This is a genomic window from Hugonella massiliensis (genome assembly GCA_001486445.1).
GTDB lineage: Bacteria > Actinomycetota > Coriobacteriia > Coriobacteriales > Eggerthellaceae > Hugonella > Hugonella massiliensis.
This window is the reverse complement of the sequence record LN908985.1, coordinates 170,118-192,650: the sequence shown is the minus strand read 5'-3', so window position 1 is coordinate 192,650 and position 22,533 is coordinate 170,118. Positions and strand designations below refer to the sequence as shown.

Here is a 22,533-nt window from a genome sequence, read left to right as displayed (position 1 = left end):
CGGGCGCTCTTACGCGTGCTGAAGCGATTCAAAGAGGCGAACGAACTCTGAGGGCGTAGAGACGATCGATTGGGCCCCCGCCTCCCGCAAATCAGCCACGTCGCGATAACCCCAGCTCACACCTACCGCGTAGGCTCCTGCGCGCAGAGCCACTTCTATATCGGTGGGAGCGTCGCCCACATAGGCGCATTCCGCGGGAGTAAGCCCCATCTCTTCGATGACCCCCTTCAACCCCGTAGGATCAGGCTTGCGAGGAACGCCCTTCCGTTCGCCGTACACCGGGTCGAAGGTATGGGCGGGAAAATTGCGATCGATGACGAGCTTGGTCGCTTCGTTGTATTTGTTCGAGAGTACCGCGAGCTTGCATCCGCGCTTCTGCAAGTCCGCAATCGCGGCTTCCATACCCTCGTAATGCTTGGTCAGCTTGAAACCGATCTGCGGATACAGCGCGCACCAATGTTGAAAGGCGGCTTCGCACACCTCCGCCGACGTGCCGGCCGGTACGGCCAGGGAAATCAATCGGCGGCCTCCATCCCCCACGTACGATTGGATCTCTTCAAACGTATGCGTTGGGAACCCGAAATCCCGCAAGGTCTGATTGGTGACTGCCGCCAAGTCGGGCATGGTGTCGAGCAAGGTGCCGTCGCAATCGAAAATCATTCCATGAAGCATATGAGCCCCTTCCGCTATTCCAACTGCACTACAAAGGTTTGTACCGTGAGCTCGGACCTTGAAGGCCAAGCAGTAAAAAAGCCCCGCAGTGCGGGGCTTTACTTCTCATGGAGCGGGTGACGGGATTCGAACCCGCGCATACAAGCTTGGGAAGCTTGTGCCTTACCACTTGGCGACACCCGCGTGTCGACTGATTATAGCAAAAGAACGGCGCAGCAACCGAAATTGTCACTGCGCCGTCCACATGCTAAATATTCTTCACGACGTTCATCACGTAATCGACGGTACGCTCCAAATTGCCTTCGTCGATATTTTCGAGGACGTCGTCGCCTTGGCCCATGTAGGCGGGCTTGACTCCATCCATACCGGCGATCGTTACCGCCTGCAAGCCGTGACGCGCAGCTACCGAGGCGGGAGTGTCGCGCCAATCGGCCGCGCTTGCCGCCACTTCGATGCCCGTTGCCTGAACAGCCATGCGCAGATATCGCTTCATGCGCGTAGAGATCTTGGTCTTGCGCACCTTGCCTTCATGCTCGAGGTAAGACAAACGGCCGGCGCCCACCGAATCGAGATTGATGACGATCGAACCGCGAAGCTCGTCGGCATGGGTCTGAAGGAAGGTCTTCATGCCCGCATCACCCGAGCATTCGGATCCGAGCGCGACGAACCACACCTCGACATTGACGTCAGCAGCGCGGAATTCGTAAATCTGCTGCTCCTCGCGCGCCAAATCGGCACGCTGCGACCCGTCGTCGCGCGCCATCCGATTGGCAAGCTTCGCAACTTCCGAAAACTCGGGAGGAAGTTCTTCCGCAGTGCGAGGACGACGCACGGGTTCTTCTGCCCCGGCACCGCTTGCCTCGCTCGACCCTCGATTGACCAGTCGTGCAGCTTGATCGGTTGCCGCAGCGCGGGCGCGGCTGAACGCACCGCCGTTCCAACGTTCTTGGCGCTTCCATGCGTCTTCGTTTTCCTCCCAGGCATCAGAAGCGGGCGCAGGCGCACCCTCCTGCTGACTCGCCCGCACCTGCTGTTCGTAGGCGCTGTCCTCCTGGAAGCTCTCCCAACCGCCGCGTGCCTTACCCACTTCGGTGGGGTTGAAATTCTCATCGACGTGCAACCATTCGGAAGCGCTCTGCTCTTCCGCGCGCTTGCCCGAATGCTTGCCCGCATGACGGCGGCCGAACAGGCCGCGATGTTTCTTCGGCATATCTACCACCTGACTCGGCGTATAGGCTCCCGTTTCGGGAGAAGACGCTGCATAGGCGGAATCATCGGCGTCGTCGATATACATTTCGTCAGGCGACATGCCTTCTACCAGTTCGTCCCCCACCGGCTTGAACGACCCCGTGTTGCCTACAGCAGAGAAAGACCCGGAAAGGCTCACACGCTGGTTGTTCTCATAGGGATCGGCAACAGGCGCCGCCGTGATCGACCCGCTCATTGAGGGAAGCGTGTTGCGCAGGGCAGCCTTCTTGTTGTCCATTTCGATCTTGTCGTTGCTCATCGGGCCGGTGCCGTCGAGCGCGACGCGTGGAATCTGCTGACGCAGGAGGGTCTTCGCCGCCGTCTGGCCATCGCGGTCGGTTTCGGCTGCAAGGGGAGCAGGCTGCTTGTTCAAAGCGCTCGCGTCGTCAGCGGGGTCGGGGATGGTAATAACCGACGGCACATCGATACGCGCACGATTCGGGTTCGATCGATAGGTCGGCTTCGGACGCTCAGCACGCTGAGCAGGAGCTTCGCTCTCAGTTTCAGACACGGGCGCAACCGTAGAAGTTGAAGCATCAGAGCGCTCATCTTCCACAGACGACACCGATGCAGCAGGCTCTGCGTACTCGTTTTCGACTGCGATGGGTTCTTCGTCGATAGGCTGAACGGGCGCTTCTTCGGCAAATGCTTGATCGAAGGTATCGTCTTGCGTAACGGCATAGCCTTCTGCGTAAGCAACCGATGCCGGTGCGTCACCGTAGGAATCTTCTCCATTCTCGTACGTGCCGAAGCTTTCGGGGGCGTTCGCCGATTCGGCAGAGGCACCATCCACATACGCTCGATCTGCGTTGTCAGCTTGATGATCTGCTTCGCGAGCAGAAACCCGGTCGGAAATCTGTTCGCGCGCATTATCGAAGGAATCGCGCATACGGTGGAAGAAGCCACCTGCACGATGTTTCAAATCATCGAATCGAGATGGCTGGTCCTCGTAGTAGTCGTAATCGCCGTACGTGGAATCGTCGTAACCTGCATACTCGTTTTCGTCGTATACAGGAGCATCCTCGTTGTCCAACGCAGGTACCTGCACGTCGGTTTGGCCATCAACGTCTCCCGAATCATTGCCCATGACATCGAGAGCCCCCGTCTGCACCTGCTCGCGCAGCTGGGACACATCGATTGGCGGCATGGAAATAGTTGATTCGCGCGACTGTCGTTGAGGCTGGTCCGCCTCGGTCGCCGTTACAATCACGCGTTCCGCTGCTGGTTGTTTCTTTTCCGCCTGCGACGCTGGGGCCGCCGGCATATCAGCAGTCCGATTGTCTGAGGGCGTGGCAATAGCAGGCTCTGCCTGACGCTCTTGCCGAACGCGCTGTGCGACCGGTGACTGCTGGGGCGTTTCACGTGGAACCGTCACATCGATACGGTTGGTTGTGCGAGGCTGGTCCGCCTGGTCGCGATCGACGTCCTTAGATTCAGCAGACCCCTGCGGGCGTGCATCGTCCACCATGACCGCATTGAACGGCGACGTGGCCTGAGATTCCGTGCTTGCATTGCTCGAATGGTCGACTGCGCGCTCGGTTACCTCACCGATTTGCGCCGTCGTGAAATCTTCCTCGTAATCGGGATAGGCTTCGGGCAGCTGTTTGCGCTCATCCCGCAGGTTCTTCACGCGGGTGCGCAAAGAAGAGAACGCGCCGCTTGCACGTTTCTTCCAACGCTGCGTCGTTTCATGGAAGCGACTTTCTTCCGGCTCTTCGTCCTGATAATAGTCGTCGAAACCAGCGTCGACATCTTGGTACTGATCGGGCGCACTCGGTGACGTCCCTTCGTCGCTCGTCTGGACGAACTGGTCCATCTCATGAGGACCGTCCACCATCACACGCCCATCGTTGATCACGGCCGTCGCAACAGCGGTACGCGTAGATTCTTCGGGAACGACCGAGGCAAGGGGGGCCGTTTCTTCTGGGGCGGCGGCGGGTACGTTCTGCGCGGGAGCAGGCATTGCCTGCGCAGGGAGCGAGCCCTGTTTCTGGTCTGCTGAAGCAGCCGGGGCCGCCACGGGAGCCTGCGGGGCCGCAGGCCGCACAGCAGAAGCGTTTGCCTGGCGAGCTGGACGCTCGATTACCTGAGCGGCTTCGGCCGATTCAAGCTCAGCGATACCGGCCTGGTCGAAGGTTTCGACATAAGGCTCCAGCTGGGGCAGCCCCTGTCGATCGGCTGTTTCACGTGAAACATCTTCGATAAAGGTTTCTACTACCGGCTCTTCGGTAGCCGCTGCGCGGGACGGGGCGGTAGAAGCGGACTGCCCTTCACTACGCGGCGTGTCGGCAGCAGGCTCGATAGGTTGCTGCGGGTGCGCGGAAGAAGCCGGCGCGGGAGCCGGCGATTCCTGGGGGACCGCTGCGACCGCGGGGGCTACCGCCGGCGATTGCGCCGCAGGGGCGGTGTGATTCGTGTAGGCGGGGGCCGCCGGTGCCTGCTGCTGCGCAACGCGCTCGAAGCGGTTTTCAGGAGCTTCCATCGGCGCAACGGCTTGCGGCGTCGATTCAACAGCCACCGACTGGGCTGCCGCCGCCGATTCGCGCACAGGCGCAACCGGCGTTTCTACCGGGCGCACGATAGGCTTCGGCTCTCGCGGCTGAGCAGGAGGAAGCTGTTCGGCATGTTCGGGCGCCGCAACTTCGCGAATACCTTGCTGGAAGGTTTCGCGATACTGCTGGGCCTCACGCTGGACGGCCCTGTTCGCCTCTTCGAAATGCGCATGGCTCTCGCGTACAGCGGCATCAAGCGCATCGGCGTAGCGCGAGCGACGCACCGGATGCACGGGGCGCATGTTGCCCTTCTTGGCTTTGGCACGCTCTTGCGCGGCCTTGTACCAATCAGGCACAGCAGGTTCCGCTTGTTGCGTTTCGACCGGCTCGCGCTCTTCGAGGCGCTCTTGCGACTGTTGCAAGCCACTTTGAGGTTCGAGCGGCGCTTCGCCCGTGAACACATTGGTGGTTTCCGCACGCTGAGCGGCCACCTGTTCGGGAGTGGGCTGCCCGGCCGCAGCCGGCCTGGCTTGGGCCAAACGCACGGGTTCCCCTGCAGCCCCGTTGCGTCCTGTTTCACGTGAAACAGGGGCGTCCACAGGTTGCTGGCTTACCTCGCGGGGAACCACCTCGCCAAGGGCAGGCTCATACGAACCGTCATCGTCGGTGGGAACGTTGGCTTCGACCTCGTAGGTGACGGGCACGCCTTCGGGGACGGCGCCCGTTTCATAGGCCTCTTCCTCGCCATGGATGACAGGCTCTTCGCCTTCGAGGTCGGGCTCTTTAATGGTTTGAGCGTCGGCCACGCGGCGGGCGATTTCCATCATCGCCGCAACGCCCGATGCGTTGGAGTTGGCGCCTTCGTTGAAGGTCGCGGTACGGTGCATCGCAAAGGCTACGACCGGCAGAACCGCTACAAGGCAGAGAACAATGAAGATCACATTGAAGACGAGGGCGGCGGTACCCGTAGTCACTGCGGCAACGGCGCGAATGAGCCACAGTACGGGAAGGGCGACGATTGCCGCCGTGGAAGCTTTCACCAGGAGGGGGTAGGCGCCCATAAGGCCGGGCGACAGCTCGTTGCGCACCTTATCACTGTCGTAGTTCGCCACGATGATGACCTTGCGCGGGCGGGACCCGCCCTTGCTCACCGGCTTGTAGCGCGCGATCACGTTCTGACTGATGCCGCGCGTGAACAGGCGGGACAGCACCGGCTTGTCGAAGACCTCGCACAGGTAGAGGGCGCAGCACACGGTGGTAATCGCGAACGCGAGCACCGAGACCTGCGGAGCCAGCATGCCGATGATGGTGAACAGGATGGAGAGGCCGAAGCAGATCGCCTCAACGACACCGGGCTGAGAGTTGCAAGAGAATTCTTCGATTTCGGTTTTCAGGCCCGTCGTAGAGCGAAAGCGTTTCGCGATGTATTCGCTCGCCTTTTGTTCCTCTTCCGTTCCCGCAGGTCGCGGGCCTATTTCTTGCGAAAGATACCCGATATCGTCAGTCATGTCGGACATGCGTGCGCCTTTCAATGTGTCGTAACCGACCCTAGTGGTACATCCTCGAAATTATACGCCACTTAAAGATGCGTCCAAAAGAATACAGGGGCTTCACACGAGCCGATAGCCGCCCTGAAACGCGCGGCGGGGCACCGTCCGCATCCCGAAAGGATACTGACGGCGCCCCGCATGGCTCATGCCGCAAGGCATCTCCTAGGCATCGCGCGAGGCGCGAATGTCTTCGATGATGTCCTTGGCAGGAAGCACTTTGATATTTGAACTTGGCAGCGACTTGAGGAAAACCTTTCCGTAGCCCTTGCTCACCAGTCGGTGATCGGCGAGCACCAGGTTACCCGTGTCGGTCGATGAGCGGATAAGGCGGCCGGCCGCCTGGCGTATTTCAAGCACGGCCTGAGGGAGCACGTAATGAGACCATGCCGACGAATCAATCTGGGCGCGCGCGCATGAAAGCGGGTCGCTCGGCTTGGTGAAGGGCAGTTTGGGGATGACCACCGTCTTCAGCGTCGCACCCGGCGCGTCGAACCCTTCCCAAAAGCTCTTCAAGGCAAACAGGGATAGGTGCTCGTCGGCGATGAAATCGTCGCGTAGACCCTTTACCGACACGCCCCATTTCTGGCAGACCACGCGCAGGTCATCTTCATGGAGGGCGTCGCGCACAACTTCGAAAGCCTTTTCCATTTCGCGACGGTTGGTAAAGAGGGAAAGGGTTGAGCCCTGTTGGGCTTTATGCACGCCGATGAGCAGTTTCTCAAGCTCGTCGAGATAGCGTTGGTTGTTGGGTTCGGGCATGTCCTTCACCACATACACCGTCATATGGGTGTCGAAATCGTAGCTCGAATCGAGCTTTGCGGTGCGCACTGCCGATTGTTCGTCCGTACCCAAACCCATCGCGGCGTTGAAGTTCCCGAAAGAATCGGCCACCGTCATCGTTGCGGACGTGAACACCACGCTTTGCGTACGCGCATAGAGGGTTTCGTTCATCGTGTCGCCCACGTTCATCATGAGCGCTTCGAGATATTCCGATCCGCGGTGAGGCACGTTCTTTCGCTTGAACAAATGAGCCGCGTACGCATAGGTGTCGGGCCCGTCGAACAAAATGATCTCGCACGCGAGCAAGAGATCCTTGAGCGCAAGGGCGGTCGATGCGATTTCGCCCTGCACGGAAGCCGCGCCCTTGACGTCTTCCATCACCCCCACAAGCTCGGTGCAAGCCTTGATGAGCTTTTCGGCCGATTCGTACATCACATGGCCAAGCTCGACAAGGTTCTTGAAGGCATCGCTCGCCCGCACCTCGTCGTTGATCCAAATATCGACCTGGTCGTAGCTGCGCCCTTTCGTGGGCACGTCGAACGCGAGCAGGTCGGATAGATGCGCGCAGAATTCCGTCGCCGCGGTGCCGAAGATATCGCCCGCCCGCTTGGCGCGGCCGCTCAGGGCAAACAGCAGGGTATCGCCGCCGCTCAACCCCGTCCCTTCGGCCAGGGCCCGCTCTTCATCGGTGAGGGAATCGCGCACGCGCTCGTCGGAAACGTCGATTTCGCCGGACAGACGGCGCTCCGCACGTATGAACACGTTGCGTGCCGCGTTCGACGAGTCGACCTTCCCGATAACGCGTTTGATCTCGTCGGCATCGATTTTCGTGCTGAAGGCACGCCGTGCCTCGTTTTCGGCGCCATGTGCCTCATCGACCACCCAGTAGCGGATTGGGGGCAGCAAGCCGCCTTCTGCGGCAACGTCGCAGAAGAGCAGGGACTGGTTGGTCACCACGATATCCGAGCATTCAGCCCGCAAACGCGCCCCATGCACATAGCACTTCTGGCCGAAATAGGGGCATTTGCGGCGCAAGCAGTCGTTGCTTGTCGTAGTGATCTCGTAACGGGGCAGGGCGCGATAGTCGATTTTAAGCGTATCGATATCGTCGTATTCGGACTGCTCGATGAAAGAGAGCAGTCCGGCGAGGGCAGGCGCCTGCGAGACGAAGCCGTCCTGCACCTGGCGCATGCCGGGCCCCGCTTTAAGCACGCGCTCGATAGACCGGAGGCAGGGATAGTGAGAAAAACCCTTCAAGCTGCAAAAAGACACGCCGTCGCACGATTCCGAAAGAAGCGGGAGCTCATGGTTGACCAACTGGTCGAGAAGGGCGTTCGTTTTCGTCGCGATGCCCACGGTAATGTCGTTTTTCCGGGCGGCGATCACCGAAGGGATCAGATAGGCCATCGACTTGCCGACGCCCGTCCCCGCTTCGATTGCCAGGTTGACCGAATCAGCGAAGGCGGCGTTTACCGCTTCGGCCATCTCTACCTGCTCGTCGCGGGCCTCAAAACGGTCGTACATGCGCCCGACGACGCCCGCGGGAGAAAAAGCCTCGCGCACCTCGTCTTCAGTTGCGAACCGCACGCCGCGCGCGGGGTCGCCGATCAGGTTGTTGGCATCGACGCGGGGGCGATGATCGTTGCGACCCACGGTCTGATAACGCAGCGACCGCAAATTAAAGGATGACCCGTCGCTTTCGGCGAAGTGCTTGAACACCATGACCGTAGGCCATTGCTCGCCGTCGTCGAACTGGGCGATGGCAGACACCAGGTCGTTGGGCATCGTCGCCACAGCCGCGAGCAGAATGCGGTAGACCGCACACGTCGCTTCGACGTCGGCATCCGCCCGATGCGTCGACACAGGCGTGTCGAACGTGCGCACCAGGTCGGTAAGACGGTGGGATTTCAGCCGCGGCACGGCGATGCGGGCCAGATCGAGCGAGTCGACCCATACGTTGTTTTTCAGGGCCGCCCCCGATGCGGGCTTGGTGCAAAAATGCCGGTCAAAGGCCGCATTGTGGGCCACCAGATAGCTCGAGCCCACAAACTCGACGAGGCGGGCGACCGCCTCTTCCGGGTCGGGCGCGCCGGCCACGTCGCTATCGTGGATGTTGGTGAGATGCACGATGTCTTCGGGAATGGGCTTGCCCGGGTTCACGAAGCTGACGAACCATTCTTTTATTTCGCCTCGCACCATGCGAGCGGCGGCAATCTGGGTGAGCTCGTCGTGCTTGAACGACACGCCGGTCGTTTCGGTGTCGATTACCACCACGTCTTCATCGAGAGCGCCGAAATCGTGGGTGCGCGCATACTCCTTGAGCTGTGCGTAACGGTCGACCACACGCTGAGGCGTGGTTTCCATAATGTAGTTTTCTATCGCGTGCGTAGTCATCAGCCTGCCTTCAAATCTGATTCAGCCTATCATGAATCGCGCCGTGCTCAGCTTTCGCGAGATTTTCCTGTAAGGAGAAAACATGCCCGCTCTGCCGTATTTCGGGACCTACAGTCGTTTCACCGCCGAGAACAAATCGGAAGGCGGCTTTTTGCTTGGGGCCGACTGCATCGTAGGGGACCGATTCGACATCGAATTCACCACCGACGACGAAGGGCGCACCCTTCCCTGGGTGTCGAACCGCTTCGGGCGCCGGGTAGGGACGATCGACGACCCCTCGACCGTCGAGCAGCTTCTCCTTTGCAGGGCGCGCAAGTTCCATATCTCTGCGTTACTCGTCGCCGTGTACTATTCCGACCAGCCTAAACCAGGTAATTATTGGGGCGAAGTGGCCATTATGGCCTACGACGATGCCCATGCAAGCGATTTCGACGCCTTCCGCACCCATGTAGGAAAAAAGATCGCCAACGGCGCGCGCATAAGCGTTGATTTGGGCGCCCAGGGCATCGACCAGGTCATTGAATCCCATGGCTCATGGATTCCCAACACGCGCCAGCCCAAACCCCAGCTCGAACCGGGAACGGTCATGCTGAAGGATTCGATTACCTTGTCGGAAAAACTCGTTGAGGGAAGCCGAAACAAAAACGTCGGCTGTTTCATTGGCGGTTGGGCCTTTCTCATTGTCATGGCCGTGCTGGTCGTCGCCGTCGTTCGCTCATGCACGGGGGCGTAGCCACCACCCGCCAACCAACATCGATGCTACGGGCCCAGCGTCATCGATGCACGCTGGGCCCGTATTCGTAGAGACCTTTCCGCAACAGTCGCAAGCGACTTATTTTTCCAGAGCGTACTCGATGAGCTTGGTGCAGAGTTCGGGGAAGCTCATGCCGGCTGCTCGGCCCGCATCGGGCAAAAGCGACGTGGCGGTCATGCCCGGAATCGTGTTGGTTTCGAGCACCCAACCGGTACCGTTCTCATCGAGAATGATGTCGGTGCGCGACACGCCCTGGCATTCGAGCGCCTTGTGGGCGGCTACGGCGAGCGCCTGCACATGCTGGGTATCTTTTTCACTCAGGCGGGCGGGGCAGATGTGCTGGGACCCACCGGCAGCATACTTCGATTCGTAATCGTAGAAGTCTCCTATCTGGGGGACGATTTCGATAACGGGAAGTGCAGTGGGATCGTCGTTGCCCAGCACGGCCACCGTGAGCTCGGTTCCCGACACGAACGTTTCGACCACCACTTCGTCGTCGAGAGCGAAGGCATCGTCGAGCGCTTTCTGAACGTCGGCCGTTCCCTCGACGATAGATACGCCCAAAGCCGAACCGGAGCTGGCGGGCTTCACCACGATCTTGCGGCCGAGCTTCTGCTCGAGTTCGGCCGGAGTCATCTGGTCGGCGGCATGTAAGGTCACCGACCGGGGCGTCGAAATACCCTTTTCCAGATAATGCACCTTCGATTTCGCCTTATCCATGGCCGTCGCACTCGACCACACGCCCGGACCGGTGTAGGGAATGCCCAGAATTTCAAGCATGCCCTGCATCGTGCCGTCTTCGCCGCCCTTGCCGTGCAGGCAGAGGAACGCCACGTCGAAGGGCTCCTTGACCAGTTTGACCAAGTCTTCTTTGTTGGCCGGGTCGAGCATCGTCACCTGATACCCTGCCTCGCGCAAGGCGCCGGCGGCTCCCTGGCCAGACTGAATCGATATAGCGCGCTCACCGCTCGTACCGCCGTACAGCAGGGCGACCTTGGTTTCCGCTGGATTGATGCTCATGATTCCTTCTTCTATCGAATGACCGGCTGTTCCATCTGTCTGAATTCCGCGCTGAGTATACCAAAGCGAGCAAATGGCTTCCGTATAATGCTGGGCATGAACACAGCATTCGAAACGTACGGAATCGGTGAAATCCGCTCGCTCATCGGCGAGCTTTCCCAGCCAGCCTTCCGTGCCAAACAAGTCATCGGCTGGGTCTACAACAAGGGCGTCACGTCGTTCGACGACATGTCGAACGTACCGCGCGTCTTGCGAGAAGCGCTTGCAGAACATGCGCCTTTGCATATCCCTGAAATCATCGATAAGCAGGTCTCTGTCGACGGAGCGCGCAAATACGTGCTCTCGTTAGCCGATGGCGCCCGCGTGGAAACGGTGGGGATCCCCTCGCGGGATACCGCAAGCGATGGCGCGCCCCGCCGTTTGACCGTCTGTTTTTCCACGCAGGTCGGCTGTCCCATGGCCTGTTCCTTCTGTGCTACGGGGAAGGAAGGATTCACGCGCAACCTTCTGCCCGGCGAAATGGTCCAGCAGGTGCTTACCGTGCAGCGAGATTTCGGTGCCCGCGTAAGCAACGTGGTGGCCATGGGCCAGGGCGAGCCCTTTCTCAACTATGACAACGTCGTGAAGGCCCTGCGCATCATGAACAGCGACCTCGCCCTGGGCATCGGGGCCCGGCATGTCACCGTTTCCACGTGCGGCATCATCAGGGGAATCGACGCCTTCGCCCACGAACCCGAACAATTCACGCTCGCGCTCTCGCTGCATTCCGCCATCCAGGCCACACGCGACCGAATCATGCCAAAATGCGTGGGAACGCCCCTTGCCGATTTGAAGCAGGCGCTCGATTCCTACTACCGCGTCAGCACGCGACGACCAAGCATCGAGTACCTCATGATGCGCGATATCAACGATGGCGAACACGACCTCAAGGCCCTGCTCGATTTTTGCGACGGCCTCTTCGTTCATGTCAACCTGCTTCCCATGAACGAAATCGAGGGCAGCCCCTTTCACCCTTCGCGCCCAGCGGTAGTCGACCACTGGATTCGCACGCTCAACCGCAACGGGATCGAAGCCAACGTGCGCGACTCCCGCGGAAGCGATATCGACGGCGCCTGCGGACAGCTTAAGAACCGTATCGGCTAGCACGCGCGGTTCCATCCCATCGGTTTATACGAAGCGCCCCCTTTCTCCATGAGAAAGGGGGCGCTTGCGTTATAGGCATGCGTTCGTTCCTGGGACGGCGTTTAGAGGGATGCCTCTTGGCCGGCATCTTCGGTCGGAGCAGCGGGCCGGTCCATAAGCTGCTGGAACAAACGCTCCAGATCGGCCTCGTCTTTGAATTCGATTTCGATCTTGTTCTTGCCACGCACCGATTTGATGCGCACACCCGTATTGAAATGCTGGCGCAGCTCTCGAGCGGCCTTCTTGAAGACGGGAGGCGTTACCGGGCGGACGCGCTCTTCCGTCTTCGCGGCAGCCTGCCCTGCAAGCAAACGCGCAAGATTCTCGGTCTGACGCACCGAAAGCTTCTCTTCGCGCAGCTTGTTGGTAAGCTTTTCGCGCCCTTCCGGAGTAGGCACCGAAAGAATAGCGCGGGCGTGGCCGGCTGTAATCTTCCCTTCATAGAGCATCTGCTGGGCGTCTTCAGGCAACTCAAGCAAGCGCAGGGCGTTCGCAATCGTCGAACGGCCCTTAGAAACGGCGCGCGCCACTTCTGCCTGAGTGAGATGCTGGCGTTCCATAAGGCGCTTGTACCCGTAAGCCTCTTCGATGGGGTTAAGGTCGGAACGCTGGATGTTTTCGATCAGGGCGAGCTCGAGCGCCTTATCGTCCTCGACGTCTTTCACGCGCACGGGGACCTGTTTCAGACCAGCGAGCTTGCAGGCCTGCCAACGGCGTTCGCCGGCGATGATTTGATAGGTGCCGCTGTCCATCTTGCGCACGAGAATCGGCTGCAGCAAGCCTTCCTTTTCAATGGACTTTGAAAGTTCGGCAAGTTCCTCCCGATCGAAATTGGTGCGCGGCTGATCGGGGTTGGGTGCCACCAAATCGATATCGACGAGGTCAGTCTGTTTTGTTTCACGTGAAACATGCGGGCGCGCTTCGCGGGCGACGACGCCCTTGATGGTCACGTGGTCATCTTCTTCGATATAGGGCACGGGCTTTTTGGCATCAGCCTCACGCAAGGTGGCGCGCTGGAGAGCCTGTTCGCTCTCGATCGCGCGCACAGCGGCAGACGACAGGGAACGGTCGGACGCCGTGCGCTCCTTAATCGTGGCCTTTTCGGCCTCTTCCTCCGAAAACGTCGTGCTGATAGGCACGCGCGAGGGAGCGGCGGCTTGATCGGACTGCTGGCTGACGGCCGTATCGGTGCGTTCCTTAGGCTCGGCAGCCTTCGCCTCTTCGGCGGCCTTGGCGGCCTGTTCCGCCGCTTTTTCTTCTGCACGCTCGGAATTCTCGTTGGTGTGGCTCTGGCTGATCTCGCCAACGCTTTCGCCCCAGAGGGAATTCAATCCGCGGCCCAAGCCGCTCTTCCGTTGCTTAGCCACGGGAAATCACTTCTTTCGCAAGGGAGAAATAGGCTTGACCGCCTTTGCCCGAAGGATCGTATTCGGTAATGGGCTGCCCGTAGCTGGGCGCTTCGGACAGCTTCACCGTGCGGGGAATCATCGTGTCGAACACGCTCTTCCCGAAGAATCGGCGCACTTCTTCGGCCACCTGCTTGGAAAGGGTCGTGCGGGAATCGTACATGGTGAGCAGGACGCCGAATATATCGAGCGTGGGATTGAGCAGACTTTTGACACGTTTCATTGAATCGAGAAGTTTTGTCACACCTTCCAAGGCGTAGAACTCGCACTGGATGGGAATGAGCAACTTGTCAGCGGCAACCAAGGCGTTGATGGTCAGAAGGCCAAGCGAGGGAGGGCAATCGATAAAGATGTAATCGTATGTTCCGCGCAGCTGGCCGATTTCTGACTTCAAACGGTTTTCTCGGGCAATCTCGTTGACGAGCTCGACTTCGGCGCCTGCCAGATTGATCGTCGCAGGCAGAAGGTCGAGCCCCTTGCACACATCGGGAATGATGGCTTCATTCACGGGCGTGTCGGACAGGAGGACATCGTACACGTCGCGGTGAATCTGGCTCTTGTCGATGCCCAAGCCGCTCGTGGCGTTGCCCTGAGGATCGAGGTCGACAAGGAGGACCTGCTTGTCGTTGCAGCCCAAGGCCGCCGACAGGTTCACGGCGGTCGTCGATTTCCCCACGCCGCCCTTCTGGTTGATGATGGCGATGATCTTCGTCTGCCCGATCACATGGGTAACGGGCTTTTTGTCGGCCATGGTTTTAATAGGGCGATACCCAGGCTCAGCGGACTCCTCTTCGCTCTCTGCGGATTCAGCAGCCTCCTGCGACTCCGTTTCCGTAGAAACGGGCTCGGACTCTGCGGCACCAGTGGGTGCAGACTCTTCCGGAGCTGAATCTTTGGCGGCATCCGCGGAAAACTCAGCCGTTTCGTCCGCAACGAGCACGTTGGGAGCTTCGGCGTCCGACGGTGCGGAATCTTCTTTTTGGTTCAACGTGGTGTGAGTTTTTCTATCGCGTTTAAAGGTGTCAAATAAACCCACGTGGACCCCCTTTCATGGTCGGCAGGCTCGATTATACCTATTTCTTATAGGGTCTCTTCTGGGCCATGCCGGGTCGGCGCGGGAGTTTCACGGACGGGGTTCCCACTTTTTCGTATACGATGATCGACCGCTCGGTCGCACCGTCGCTCAAGGTGAAGGTGCGCAGGGACACTTCCCTCATACCCACTTTCTCCTCAATAGCGCGCGCCCAGGACCGCTCGTCGCCGATGTCGGCAGACTTGAGCGCGACGAGGCGGCCACCCGGCATCAATAGCGGACTCGCAAGTTCGATAAGCGAAGGAAGTGCCGTCAAGGCACGCGCCGTCACGAGGGCGTAGTGTTCGGGTCGATCGAGCGCCAATTCCTCGATACGCCCGTTGTAGGTGCGCACAGTGGCGGAAAGGCCGAGTTTCTCGATGATGCGGTCGAGCGCCTTGGTCTTCTTGCCCACCGAATCAACCAAGTCGACGCTCCTGCCGGTCGCAACGGCGAGGGGGATACCGGGGAACCCCCCGCCCGTACCCAAATCGGCTACGGGACCCTGGGGAGCGTCGAGGCATTCGGGCACGGCCGCAAGCGAATCTTCGATATGCAAGAGCCTGCCACTTTCCACCGAATCGATGCGCGTAAGATTCGTGACCTTGTTTTCCTCAATCACGAGGCTCAAATGTTTAAGAAGCAGCTCGTGCTGCTCGCGGGTAAGCTCCATGCCCTTGCCTTCCTGTGTATTTCGACGTCGATCGCATCATACCGTGCGAAAGCCATAAAAAACGGGAGACCGAAGCCTCCCGTTCCCTGTTTCACGTGAAACAGCAAAGGTATGTGCGGTAGCGGTTAGAGCGGTCGGACCACGACGTGACGAGCAGCGCCTTCGCCTTCGGAATGCGTATCGACGCCCTCGTAGTCGCGAAGGGCGATATGGACGATACGGCGCTCGTAAGGCGTCATCGGACGAAGCTTGACCGAACGGTTCTGGGAAAGAGCACGGGAAGCAGCCGATTCTGCAATCTGTTCGAGCTTTTCGCGCTGGCGACCCTTGTAGCCTTCCACATCGATCACAACGGGATACCGCTTGCCCAGGCTGCGGGCTACGATCGTGGAAACGAGGAACTGGAGGGCATCGAGGGTCTTGCCGTGACGGCCGATGAGGACGGCCAGGTCGTCGCCCGTGATATCGATGATGAGCTCGCCCTCGTCACCATCGTATTCATCGTAGGTTACTTCTCCTACCTCGAAATACTTCAGGATATCGTCGAGAGCGGCAATCGCCGTGTCGGCAATGCGGTCGAGCTCTTCGTCAGTCAAGCCGTATTCGTTGGCCTCTTCTTCGGGGGCTTCTCCCGAAGGCTCGTCGGCAACGGTTTCGGATACCTCTTCCGTGGCCTCGGCTTCGATCGGTTCGTTCGTTTCTTCCGCCATAGGTACTCCTTTATCACAATTGACCAGGCTCTTATACCAACAAACCCGCCCTGGAAAGCAGGGCGGGTTTGCAGCATTCACAAAAAACGTTAGCGGCTCTTGTGGGGGCGCTTTTTCTTGACCTTGCGTTCGACTTCCACCTTAACAGGTTTTACGTCGACGATTTCGGCTTCTTTCTTTTCGTCTTCAGCCTTCAGCGCGCGCATCGTAATCTGCTGCTGGAAGACGCCGAAGAGGGAGGATACGCCCCAGAACAGAAGCACGCCCGCAGGAGAGCCCCAACCGATCCAAAGCATGAACACGGTCATGAAGGCGCTCATGATCAGGGTCTGACGGCGCTGGTTGGCGTCTGCCGTGTTGCGCTGCTGCAGCACCATAGGGGCGAACGTCGCGCCGGCGAACACGAGCAGCAGGATCAGGTAGGGCAGGAAAGTGAGGAACCCCTGGCCGAGGCTCGAAGCCGGGGTAAGGGTCAGGTCGGGGACCAGATGGTAGAACTGGTAGCTCGAGCCCTGCGTACGCGAGCCCATTTCCTGCAGTACCTGGAACAGGGCGATGAAGATAGGCATCTGAAGGAGGATGGGCAGGCAGCCGGCCAGAGGGTTGAACTTCGCCTCGGCATAGAGCTTCTGCATCTCTTCCTGCATGCGCGGCTGATCGTCGGCGTACTTCTGCTGAATCTCCTGCATCAGAGGCTGCACTTTTTGCATCTGATAGGAAGATTTGATCTGCTTGCGCATGAGCGGCATCAGGATGACGCGGAAAATGAGGGTGATAACGAGAATCGCCATGCCCCAGTCGCCCGCGAAGCTGTACACCGAGCTGATGCACCAGAAGATAAAGTCTTTAAATGCGTCCCACATGGGTGATTATCCTTTCAGGGGAGTAATCAGGTTCCGATAGTTACGGTACGGGATCGTATCCATGGGGACCACCGGGATGGCATTTCAGGATACGTTTTGCCGTGAGCACGAAGCCTTTGCAGAATCCGTATTTCCTAAAGGCGATCAGCCCGTACTGCGAGCAGGTCGGTTCGAAGCGACAGCAACCGGGGAAAAGGGGAGAGAGGCACGAGCGGTAGAACAGAATGAGCATGATAGCCGCTTTGCAGGGCAGCTGCGTCACAATGTTCAGAACTTTGCGCACGATTACCGGCTTTCCTCGAGAAAGCGCGTCACGAGCTTTCTGCAAGCGCGCACGACTTTACTATATTCCTGTTCGGTCGTTGCCCGTTTAGCGAGAAAAACAACATCGTATCCAGGCCACGGACCGCCGACATCGCGGCAGACGGCGCGCATCCTGCGCTTCGCCCGGTTGCGCCAGACGGCGTTGCCCAACTTCTTGCCCGCAACAAAAGCAGCACGGCCTTGCGAACCGTGCTGCGCATTGTTCTGGACAACCAGAAGTGTGATGGCGGAAGCGCCGAATCGCTTCCCCTGTGCGAATACGTGGGAAATCTCGGTGCTCGACTTGATGATTTCCACTACGCGATTCCTACACGGTAAGGCGCTTGCGGCCCTTAGCGCGACGAGCGGCGAGAACCTTACGGCCGCCCTTGGTGGCCATGCGAGCGCGGAAGCCATGGGTAGTCACACGCTTATGTTTGTTCGGCTGGTAGGTGCGTTTCATATCTGTTCCCTTTCTTACCTACAGAGTAACTTCCAAAATATACGAATCTCTCCCCAAAAGGTCAAGAAGCAACATTCCGCTTGGCAGAACGATTCACATGAACTATACGCGCGGGCGCGCGAACTTACAACGAGGGACGACATCCTCCGTCCCCGTCGTCACGTCGAGAGTGGGACGACATCCTCCGTCCCCGTCGTCACGTCGAGAGTGGGACGACATCCTCCGTCCCCGTCGTCACAGACGATCGAGTCGAGGAGGCCACCTCTCTTTTGCTCTCTCCCGCGGGGGAAAACGGCATTCATGGAGGATTCCAGAAGCATTCAACGGCATTCAATGAGATTCATTCCACCTTTCAGATAGTGAATTCCACGCTGAATAATGTGGAAAACGTTGAAAACTCTTATAAGCCCAGGAAATCGATGTGGAAAACCGTGTTCAGAACGCCCTTGCCGCCGATGTAATATGGCCGAAAACGGCAAGGATACGCAGCACCCCAGGTGGCAACTGATTGCAAAAACACCTATTGACCAGGCATTTTAATAACGATTCAGATTGCGGAAAACCACCTGACGGCCTGCAACACACGTATTCCCATGAGTCTTCGCTCCCCGATCGAAAACGCCTCCGCTGCGCGTGAATTTCACTTCCCAGAAGCGGAATTCCACTCGAGTTTTCAACGCATGGGAATACCGGGATTCAGTTTTCTTCAACGTTTTCCACTTTCGTTGAACAAAATGTGGATAACTCTGAATACCCCAGGTGGAAAACGTATTCCCCTTCATTGAAAACTGAATTCCGGCTGAATTCCTCCCTGAATTGCGCGTACAATAGGCCAGCTAGCACAAAACGACGCTGAATAGCGGTGAATCTTCCCGAATTCCACCGCTGAATGCGCTGAATACCAAGGAATACCGTGTCTGAACAGGCGGAACAGCAACATACCGAAGACGGGGAAAACAAACCCGTCGAAGAGAGCGCATCGATCGAGGCGTACAACTACACCTACGTCCCCACCGTTGCGCGCATAGCCGTCTACGACGATATGAAGATGGCGCCGCGTGTGATCGAGATCCAGCCCGCCCCCACGGCCGAGTACATCGAACGGCTGGCCGATGTCATCGACGAGCAGAAACGCCGCCTGGGCGGGACCATCCCCTATTCCGCTATCCGAGAGGTATCGGAAAACTTCATCCACGCTCGCTTCACCGAAGTGGTCGTATCGATACTCGACGGCGGAAACACGATTCGCTTCTGCGATCAAGGACCGGGCATTCACAACAAGGACAAGGCCACGCTGCCCGGCTTCACGTCCGCCACCGAACCGATGAAGCACTACATTCGCGGTGTGGGATCGGGTCTGCCGCTCGTCAAGGAGTACCTCGACCTTTCCCATGGCAACATCACGATCGAAGACAATCTCAATTCCGGAGCCGTCGTCACCCTCAGTTTGAAGGACCATCCATCCGAGCCTCCGGCAGAATCGGGCGGACCTGCACTCCAGCCTCCTTCGGAGACCGCCGAAGCGCAGGTCATGAGCGCAATGGGCCAAGCAGCTCAGGCTGCGCCCCTTGTCCCCGGGACAGCAACGACCCCGGCGCCCGTCATCCCGCAAAGCGGGTCGGTACCCGCGGCCCCCGCCCGAGCGCAGCAGCACGTGTGGGGCGCCTACCAACCCGGAGCACCGCAAGCCTACCAGCAGGCACCTCGGGCCTATCAGAACATGCCCGCCTACCCGGCCATGCCGGCTTACGCCGCCGTGCCGCCCCAGCAGGCCGCCGTTCCTCCCATGCCCTTGCCCCTCCTCTCCGACCGAGAGAAAACCGCCCTCACCGTGTTCGCGCACGAAGGTGCCCTGGGCGTCACCGAGCTGTCCAACATCATGGGACTTGCTATGTCGAGCACCTACGCCCTCATGGACAAGATGGAGGAAAGCGCCCTCATCGAGAAAACCAAGAACAAGAAGCGCATCCTCACCGACTACGGTGATGCGATCTATCAACAGATCAAGGGCATGGAATAAGGCTTCGACCTGCAGCTTCGTTAGCTTTCCCACACCTGGGCATGGTTTTCCACATTTTTTGCACCGCAAGGGCCACTCTTGCTACACTTGAACCCTTGCAAGCAGCTCACACGTAGTAGCAAAGGGATGCCGACATGGGCGACAAGTACGACACGCTTTGGCAGAACGTCGTCGCGCAGATAAAGACGTACGACAACATAGACGCCTCGCAAATCGACGCGTTTTTCTCGCGCCTGCAAGTCCAGGCCTTCAGCGAGGGCTTTCTCATGCTCACGGCCGATACCGAATTCATCAAGAAGTGGATCGAATCTCACTACATGACGGTCATCAAACGCGCCCTTGAAGAGCTCTATCATGTGCCCTTCAACATCGCGATAGAGGTCGACCCCACATCCCAGAGTCAGATCGCCGCAGCGCCTGCGCCGTCTGCGCCCGCTCCCGCAGCGCCCCAACCGGCGCCCGCGCCGCAGCCCCAGCCCCGACCCGTGCCCGCTCCCGCGGCGGCTCCGGCTGCCGCGCCCGCAAAGCCCAACGGCGACGGGGACTTCATGGACACCGTGGCAAGCGGCTACACCTTCGAGAACTTCGTCATCGGCACGTCGAACCGCATGGCCTACAGCATGGCCGTCGCTGTGGCCGAAACGCCCGGTCAGCCCCACCTCAACCCCCTGTTCATCTACGGGAAAAGCGGCTTGGGCAAAACCCATTTGCTGCGGTCGATTCAAAACTACGTGCACCATAGCTACCCCAACCTTTCCACGGTCTACGTGGACACGATGGAGCTGGTCAACGACTACACCGACGCAGCCATGAGCAAGAGCAACAAATCGTTTGCCCAGTTCAAGCAGCGCTACGAAACGGCCGACGTGCTCCTGATCGACGACGTGCAGGGCCTTCAGAACAAAAAAGAGACCCTGAACATGGTATTCCAGATCCTCAACCGCATGATCGACCAAGGCAAGCAGGTCGTGCTTTCGGCCGACCGCGCCCCCAAGCACATCGACATCGACGAACGATACAAAAGTCGATTCAACATGGGCGGCACCTGCGACATCCAGCCGCCCGAACTCGAGACGAAAATCGGCATCATCCGCAGCTACATCGAAGAATGCAAGCGCACGGGCAGCGACGACTTCACGATTTCCCCCGAAGTGCAGGAATACATCGCCCAAAACTCGAGCTCGAACATTCGCGAGCTGAAAAGTGCCGTCACCAAGGTCATTTTCACGCTCCGCAACGGCGAGAAGAACGACATCACCGTCAACGAAGCCTCGAAACTGCTCGCCGACCACTTCAGCGGCGGGGCGATGAAAAAGCTCTCCATCGCCGACATCCAATCGGCGGTCGAGCGCTACTACAATGTGAGCCACGCAGAACTGGTGGGCCGCAAACGGTCGGCCAACATCACCTACGCCCGGCAAATCGCTATCTACCTCTGCCGCACGATGATCGACATTCCCTTCAACAGCATCGGAAGCGAATTCAACCGCGACCACTCGACAATCATGTACTCCTATCGGTCGGTGGAAGAAAAGGTGAAGGAAAGCCGCGAGGTCAACGAAGAGCTCGAGATTCTGCGGCAGATGATTCTCGACCAATAGGGGAGTTGTGGAAAACGTCTCCCACAACGTTGGGAGGAACGGTGGAAAACCGAACGCAATGGAGGAGAGATAATAAAAGCAATAATTCTTGGGGAAAGCCTGCGCGGTCAATCAACAGGATTCCACTGCACACATAATGGGTTTGAACTGGGGAAACAAAAGTTATCCACCATTCCACAGAGCTTATTATTACTATTATTTTTAGTATTTAATTAAAGGGGTTGTTCATGAAATTCAGCATTAACCGCACGGAGTTGCAGACCGCCTTAGGCGTAGTAGCCAAAGGCGCAGCCTCCCGTTCGACGCTCCCCATTCTTTCGGGCATTCTCTTGAAGGCCTCTCACGATACGCTCACGCTCGAAGCAACCGATCTCAACCTTTCCATCCGCTGCGCTCTTCCTGCCTTCATCGAAGAAGAGGGACAAACCGTCATTCCCTCCAAGCTCATCACCGACGTGGTGAAGAGCCTGCCCGATGCTGCGGTGCACGTGGATGCAAACGACGAATCGGCAAAAATACTCTGCGAGACGTCGGCCTTCTCTCTGAAATCACTCAATGCGGAAGACTTCCCCGGATTCCCCGACGTCGACCCCGAATCGTCGATTTCCATTCCCTTCGCCACTTTCTCCCGCATGGTCAAGCGCGTCGCCCGCGTAGTCTCGCGCGACGAGTCGCGGCCGATTCTCACCGGTGTGCTCGTGGAGGCCGAAGACGGCGTGCTGCGCATGGTCGCGACCGACTCCTACCGCCTGGCGGTCACCGATACCGATTTCACCGCCGATTCGGAAGGCTTCAAAGCCGTTATCGCGGGAACCTTCCTGTCCGATTTGGCGGCCCTCGCGCCCAACGAGGACAACATCACCCTGTCGCTTGCCGAAAACCAGATCGTGGCCACCTACAGCGGCACCACCTTCGTCAACCGCAAGATCGAAGGCACCTATCCGCGCTATCAGCAGCTCATCCCCGACCAATACAAGACGCGCGCGAAATTCGATACCAAGCAGCTGACCGAAGCCGTCAAGCGCACGTCGCTTCTGAGCAATCGCACGGCTCCGGTGAAGTTCGACCTTAATAGCGCCTCGAATACCACGCAGGTTTCCACCGTGAGCCAAGACATCGGCGAAGCCCGCGAAACGATCGCGAGTGAAATCGAAGGCGAGGATACCGACATCTCCTTCAACTTCTCCTACGTGCTCGACGGCCTGTCGTCGGTGGAAACCGATGCCGTCTACCTGGAACTGCAGGGGCCCATGCGCCAGGGCATCTTCAAATCGGAAGAAGAGGAACGCTACCTCTACCTGGTCATGCCGATGCGCGTGAGCTAAGGGCG

18 protein-coding genes and 1 tRNA gene are annotated in these 22,533 nt (G+C 58.9%); 6 read left to right on the top strand and 13 right to left on the bottom strand.

Going from position 1 to position 22,533, the window contains the following annotated elements; all coding sequences use genetic code 11:
* Positions 1 to 9 precede the first annotated feature (9 nt).
* The 3 genes from BN3270_RS02565 to BN3270_RS02555 form a co-directional block, all read right to left on the bottom strand.
* The gene (locus BN3270_RS02565) at positions 10 to 672 is read right to left on the bottom strand and encodes an HAD family hydrolase (protein WP_058985624.1); all 663 of its coding nucleotides are present in this window, start codon (positions 670 to 672) and stop codon (positions 10 to 12) included.
* Between the two features lie 108 nt (positions 673 to 780).
* Positions 781 to 855: transfer RNA gene (locus BN3270_RS02560), tRNA-Gly, on the bottom strand.
* A 64-nt stretch (positions 856 to 919) separates the two neighbouring features.
* Positions 920 to 5,116 (bottom strand): hypothetical protein, encoded by a 4,197-nt coding sequence (locus BN3270_RS02555; protein WP_148335461.1) that lies wholly within the window; start codon positions 5,114 to 5,116, stop codon positions 920 to 922.
* Positions 5,117 to 5,158: 42 nt separating this feature from the next.
* On the opposite strand from BN3270_RS02555, the gene BN3270_RS09440 reads away from it, so the two are divergent.
* Positions 5,159 to 5,995, top strand: a complete 837-nt coding sequence (locus tag BN3270_RS09440) for a hypothetical protein (RefSeq protein ID WP_148335460.1) — start codon at positions 5,159 to 5,161, stop codon at positions 5,993 to 5,995.
* Positions 5,996 to 6,124: 129 nt separating this feature from the next.
* Here the strand turns inward: BN3270_RS09440 and BN3270_RS02550 are convergent, their stop codons facing one another.
* Complete coding sequence (locus BN3270_RS02550; protein WP_148335459.1) at positions 6,125 to 9,136, bottom strand: helicase C-terminal domain-containing protein; 3,012 nt, start codon at positions 9,134 to 9,136, stop codon at positions 6,125 to 6,127.
* 82 nt (positions 9,137 to 9,218) lie between these two features.
* On the opposite strand from BN3270_RS02550, the gene BN3270_RS02545 reads away from it, so the two are divergent.
* Complete coding sequence (locus BN3270_RS02545; RefSeq protein WP_058985621.1) at positions 9,219 to 9,869, top strand: hypothetical protein; 651 nt, start codon at positions 9,219 to 9,221, stop codon at positions 9,867 to 9,869.
* A gap of 99 nt (positions 9,870 to 9,968) precedes the next feature.
* Here BN3270_RS02545 and BN3270_RS02540 read toward each other — a convergent pair whose 3' ends face one another.
* Positions 9,969 to 10,910: a D-alanine--D-alanine ligase family protein gene (locus tag BN3270_RS02540; RefSeq protein ID WP_058985620.1), complete on the bottom strand. Its 942-nt coding sequence runs from the start codon at positions 10,908 to 10,910 to the stop codon at positions 9,969 to 9,971.
* Between the two features lie 96 nt (positions 10,911 to 11,006).
* Between BN3270_RS02540 and rlmN the strand changes: the two genes are divergently transcribed.
* Entirely contained in the window at positions 11,007 to 12,053 is a 1,047-nt protein-coding gene (gene rlmN, locus BN3270_RS02535; protein ID WP_058985656.1) for a dual-specificity RNA methyltransferase RlmN, read from the top strand.
* A 101-nt stretch (positions 12,054 to 12,154) separates the two neighbouring features.
* Here the strand turns inward: rlmN and BN3270_RS02530 are convergent, their stop codons facing one another.
* The 8 genes from BN3270_RS02530 to rpmH form a co-directional block, all read right to left on the bottom strand.
* On the bottom strand, positions 12,155 to 13,459 hold the full coding sequence (locus BN3270_RS02530) for a ParB/RepB/Spo0J family partition protein (RefSeq protein WP_271711891.1): 1,305 nt from the start codon (positions 13,457 to 13,459) through the stop codon (positions 12,155 to 12,157).
* Positions 13,452 to 14,486, bottom strand: coding sequence for a ParA family protein (locus BN3270_RS02525; RefSeq protein WP_334258420.1), 1,035 nt, complete (start codon positions 14,484 to 14,486; stop codon positions 13,452 to 13,454). The genes BN3270_RS02530 and BN3270_RS02525 overlap by 8 nt, the downstream gene beginning before the upstream one ends.
* A gap of 85 nt (positions 14,487 to 14,571) precedes the next feature.
* The gene (gene rsmG / locus BN3270_RS02520) at positions 14,572 to 15,243 is read right to left on the bottom strand and encodes a 16S rRNA (guanine(527)-N(7))-methyltransferase RsmG (RefSeq protein ID WP_058985618.1); all 672 of its coding nucleotides are present in this window, start codon (positions 15,241 to 15,243) and stop codon (positions 14,572 to 14,574) included.
* A gap of 125 nt (positions 15,244 to 15,368) precedes the next feature.
* Complete coding sequence (locus tag BN3270_RS02515) at positions 15,369 to 15,953, bottom strand: Jag family protein (protein ID WP_058985617.1); 585 nt, start codon at positions 15,951 to 15,953, stop codon at positions 15,369 to 15,371.
* 89 nt (positions 15,954 to 16,042) lie between these two features.
* Positions 16,043 to 16,816 (bottom strand): YidC/Oxa1 family membrane protein insertase, encoded by a 774-nt coding sequence (locus BN3270_RS02510; protein WP_058985616.1) that lies wholly within the window; start codon positions 16,814 to 16,816, stop codon positions 16,043 to 16,045.
* 40 nt (positions 16,817 to 16,856) lie between these two features.
* Positions 16,857 to 17,048, bottom strand: coding sequence for a membrane protein insertion efficiency factor YidD (gene yidD, locus BN3270_RS02505; protein WP_058985654.1), 192 nt, complete (start codon positions 17,046 to 17,048; stop codon positions 16,857 to 16,859).
* Between the two features lie 53 nt (positions 17,049 to 17,101).
* Positions 17,102 to 17,437 carry a ribonuclease P protein component gene (gene rnpA / locus BN3270_RS02500; RefSeq protein WP_058985615.1) on the bottom strand — a complete coding sequence of 112 codons (336 nt, stop codon included), beginning with the start codon at positions 17,435 to 17,437 and terminating at the stop codon, positions 17,102 to 17,104.
* Between the two features lie 10 nt (positions 17,438 to 17,447).
* Positions 17,448 to 17,582 carry a 50S ribosomal protein L34 gene (rpmH, locus tag BN3270_RS02495; protein ID WP_058985614.1) on the bottom strand — a complete coding sequence of 45 codons (135 nt, stop codon included), beginning with the start codon at positions 17,580 to 17,582 and terminating at the stop codon, positions 17,448 to 17,450.
* Between the two features lie 913 nt (positions 17,583 to 18,495).
* Here rpmH and BN3270_RS02490 point away from each other — a divergent pair.
* The 3 genes from BN3270_RS02490 (at position 18,496) to dnaN (ending at position 22,528) form a co-directional block, all read left to right on the top strand.
* Positions 18,496 to 19,602 (top strand): ATP-binding protein, encoded by a 1,107-nt coding sequence (locus BN3270_RS02490; protein WP_271711890.1) that lies wholly within the window; start codon positions 18,496 to 18,498, stop codon positions 19,600 to 19,602.
* 134 nt (positions 19,603 to 19,736) lie between these two features.
* Positions 19,737 to 21,203 carry a chromosomal replication initiator protein DnaA gene (gene dnaA / locus BN3270_RS02485; RefSeq protein ID WP_058985613.1) on the top strand — a complete coding sequence of 489 codons (1,467 nt, stop codon included), beginning with the start codon at positions 19,737 to 19,739 and terminating at the stop codon, positions 21,201 to 21,203.
* A 227-nt stretch (positions 21,204 to 21,430) separates the two neighbouring features.
* Entirely contained in the window at positions 21,431 to 22,528 is a 1,098-nt protein-coding gene (gene dnaN / locus BN3270_RS02480; RefSeq protein ID WP_058985612.1) for a DNA polymerase III subunit beta, read from the top strand.
* The last annotated feature ends 5 nt before the right edge of the window (positions 22,529 to 22,533 follow it).

Excerpts from the sequence above, each read along its gene's own strand:
- dnaN (WP_058985612.1), top strand. The coding sequence starts at position 21,431 with ATGAAATTCAGCATTAACCGCACGGAGTTGCAGACCGCCTTAGGCGTA.
- BN3270_RS09440 (WP_148335460.1), top strand. The coding sequence starts at position 5,159 with ATGGATGACAGGCTCTTCGCCTTCGAGGTCGGGCTCTTTAATGGTTTG.
- rpmH (WP_058985614.1), bottom strand. The coding sequence starts at position 17,582 with ATGAAACGCACCTACCAGCCGAACAAACATAAGCGTGTGACTACCCAT.
- BN3270_RS02550 (WP_148335459.1), bottom strand. The coding sequence starts at position 9,136 with ATGACTACGCACGCGATAGAAAACTACATTATGGAAACCACGCCTCAG.
- BN3270_RS02515 (WP_058985617.1), bottom strand. The coding sequence starts at position 15,953 with ATGGCGGAAGAAACGAACGAACCGATCGAAGCCGAGGCCACGGAAGAG.
- yidD (WP_058985654.1), bottom strand. The coding sequence starts at position 17,048 with ATGCTCATTCTGTTCTACCGCTCGTGCCTCTCTCCCCTTTTCCCCGGT.
- rsmG (WP_058985618.1), bottom strand. The coding sequence starts at position 15,243 with ATGGAGCTTACCCGCGAGCAGCACGAGCTGCTTCTTAAACATTTGAGC.
- BN3270_RS02540 (WP_058985620.1), bottom strand. The coding sequence starts at position 10,910 with ATGAGCATCAATCCAGCGGAAACCAAGGTCGCCCTGCTGTACGGCGGT.
- BN3270_RS02565 (WP_058985624.1), bottom strand. The coding sequence starts at position 672 with ATGCTTCATGGAATGATTTTCGATTGCGACGGCACCTTGCTCGACACC.
- BN3270_RS02545 (WP_058985621.1), top strand. The coding sequence starts at position 9,219 with ATGCCCGCTCTGCCGTATTTCGGGACCTACAGTCGTTTCACCGCCGAG.
- rlmN (WP_058985656.1), top strand. The coding sequence starts at position 11,007 with ATGAACACAGCATTCGAAACGTACGGAATCGGTGAAATCCGCTCGCTC.
- dnaA (WP_058985613.1), top strand. The coding sequence starts at position 19,737 with ATGGGCGACAAGTACGACACGCTTTGGCAGAACGTCGTCGCGCAGATA.
- BN3270_RS02510 (WP_058985616.1), bottom strand. The coding sequence starts at position 16,816 with ATGTGGGACGCATTTAAAGACTTTATCTTCTGGTGCATCAGCTCGGTG.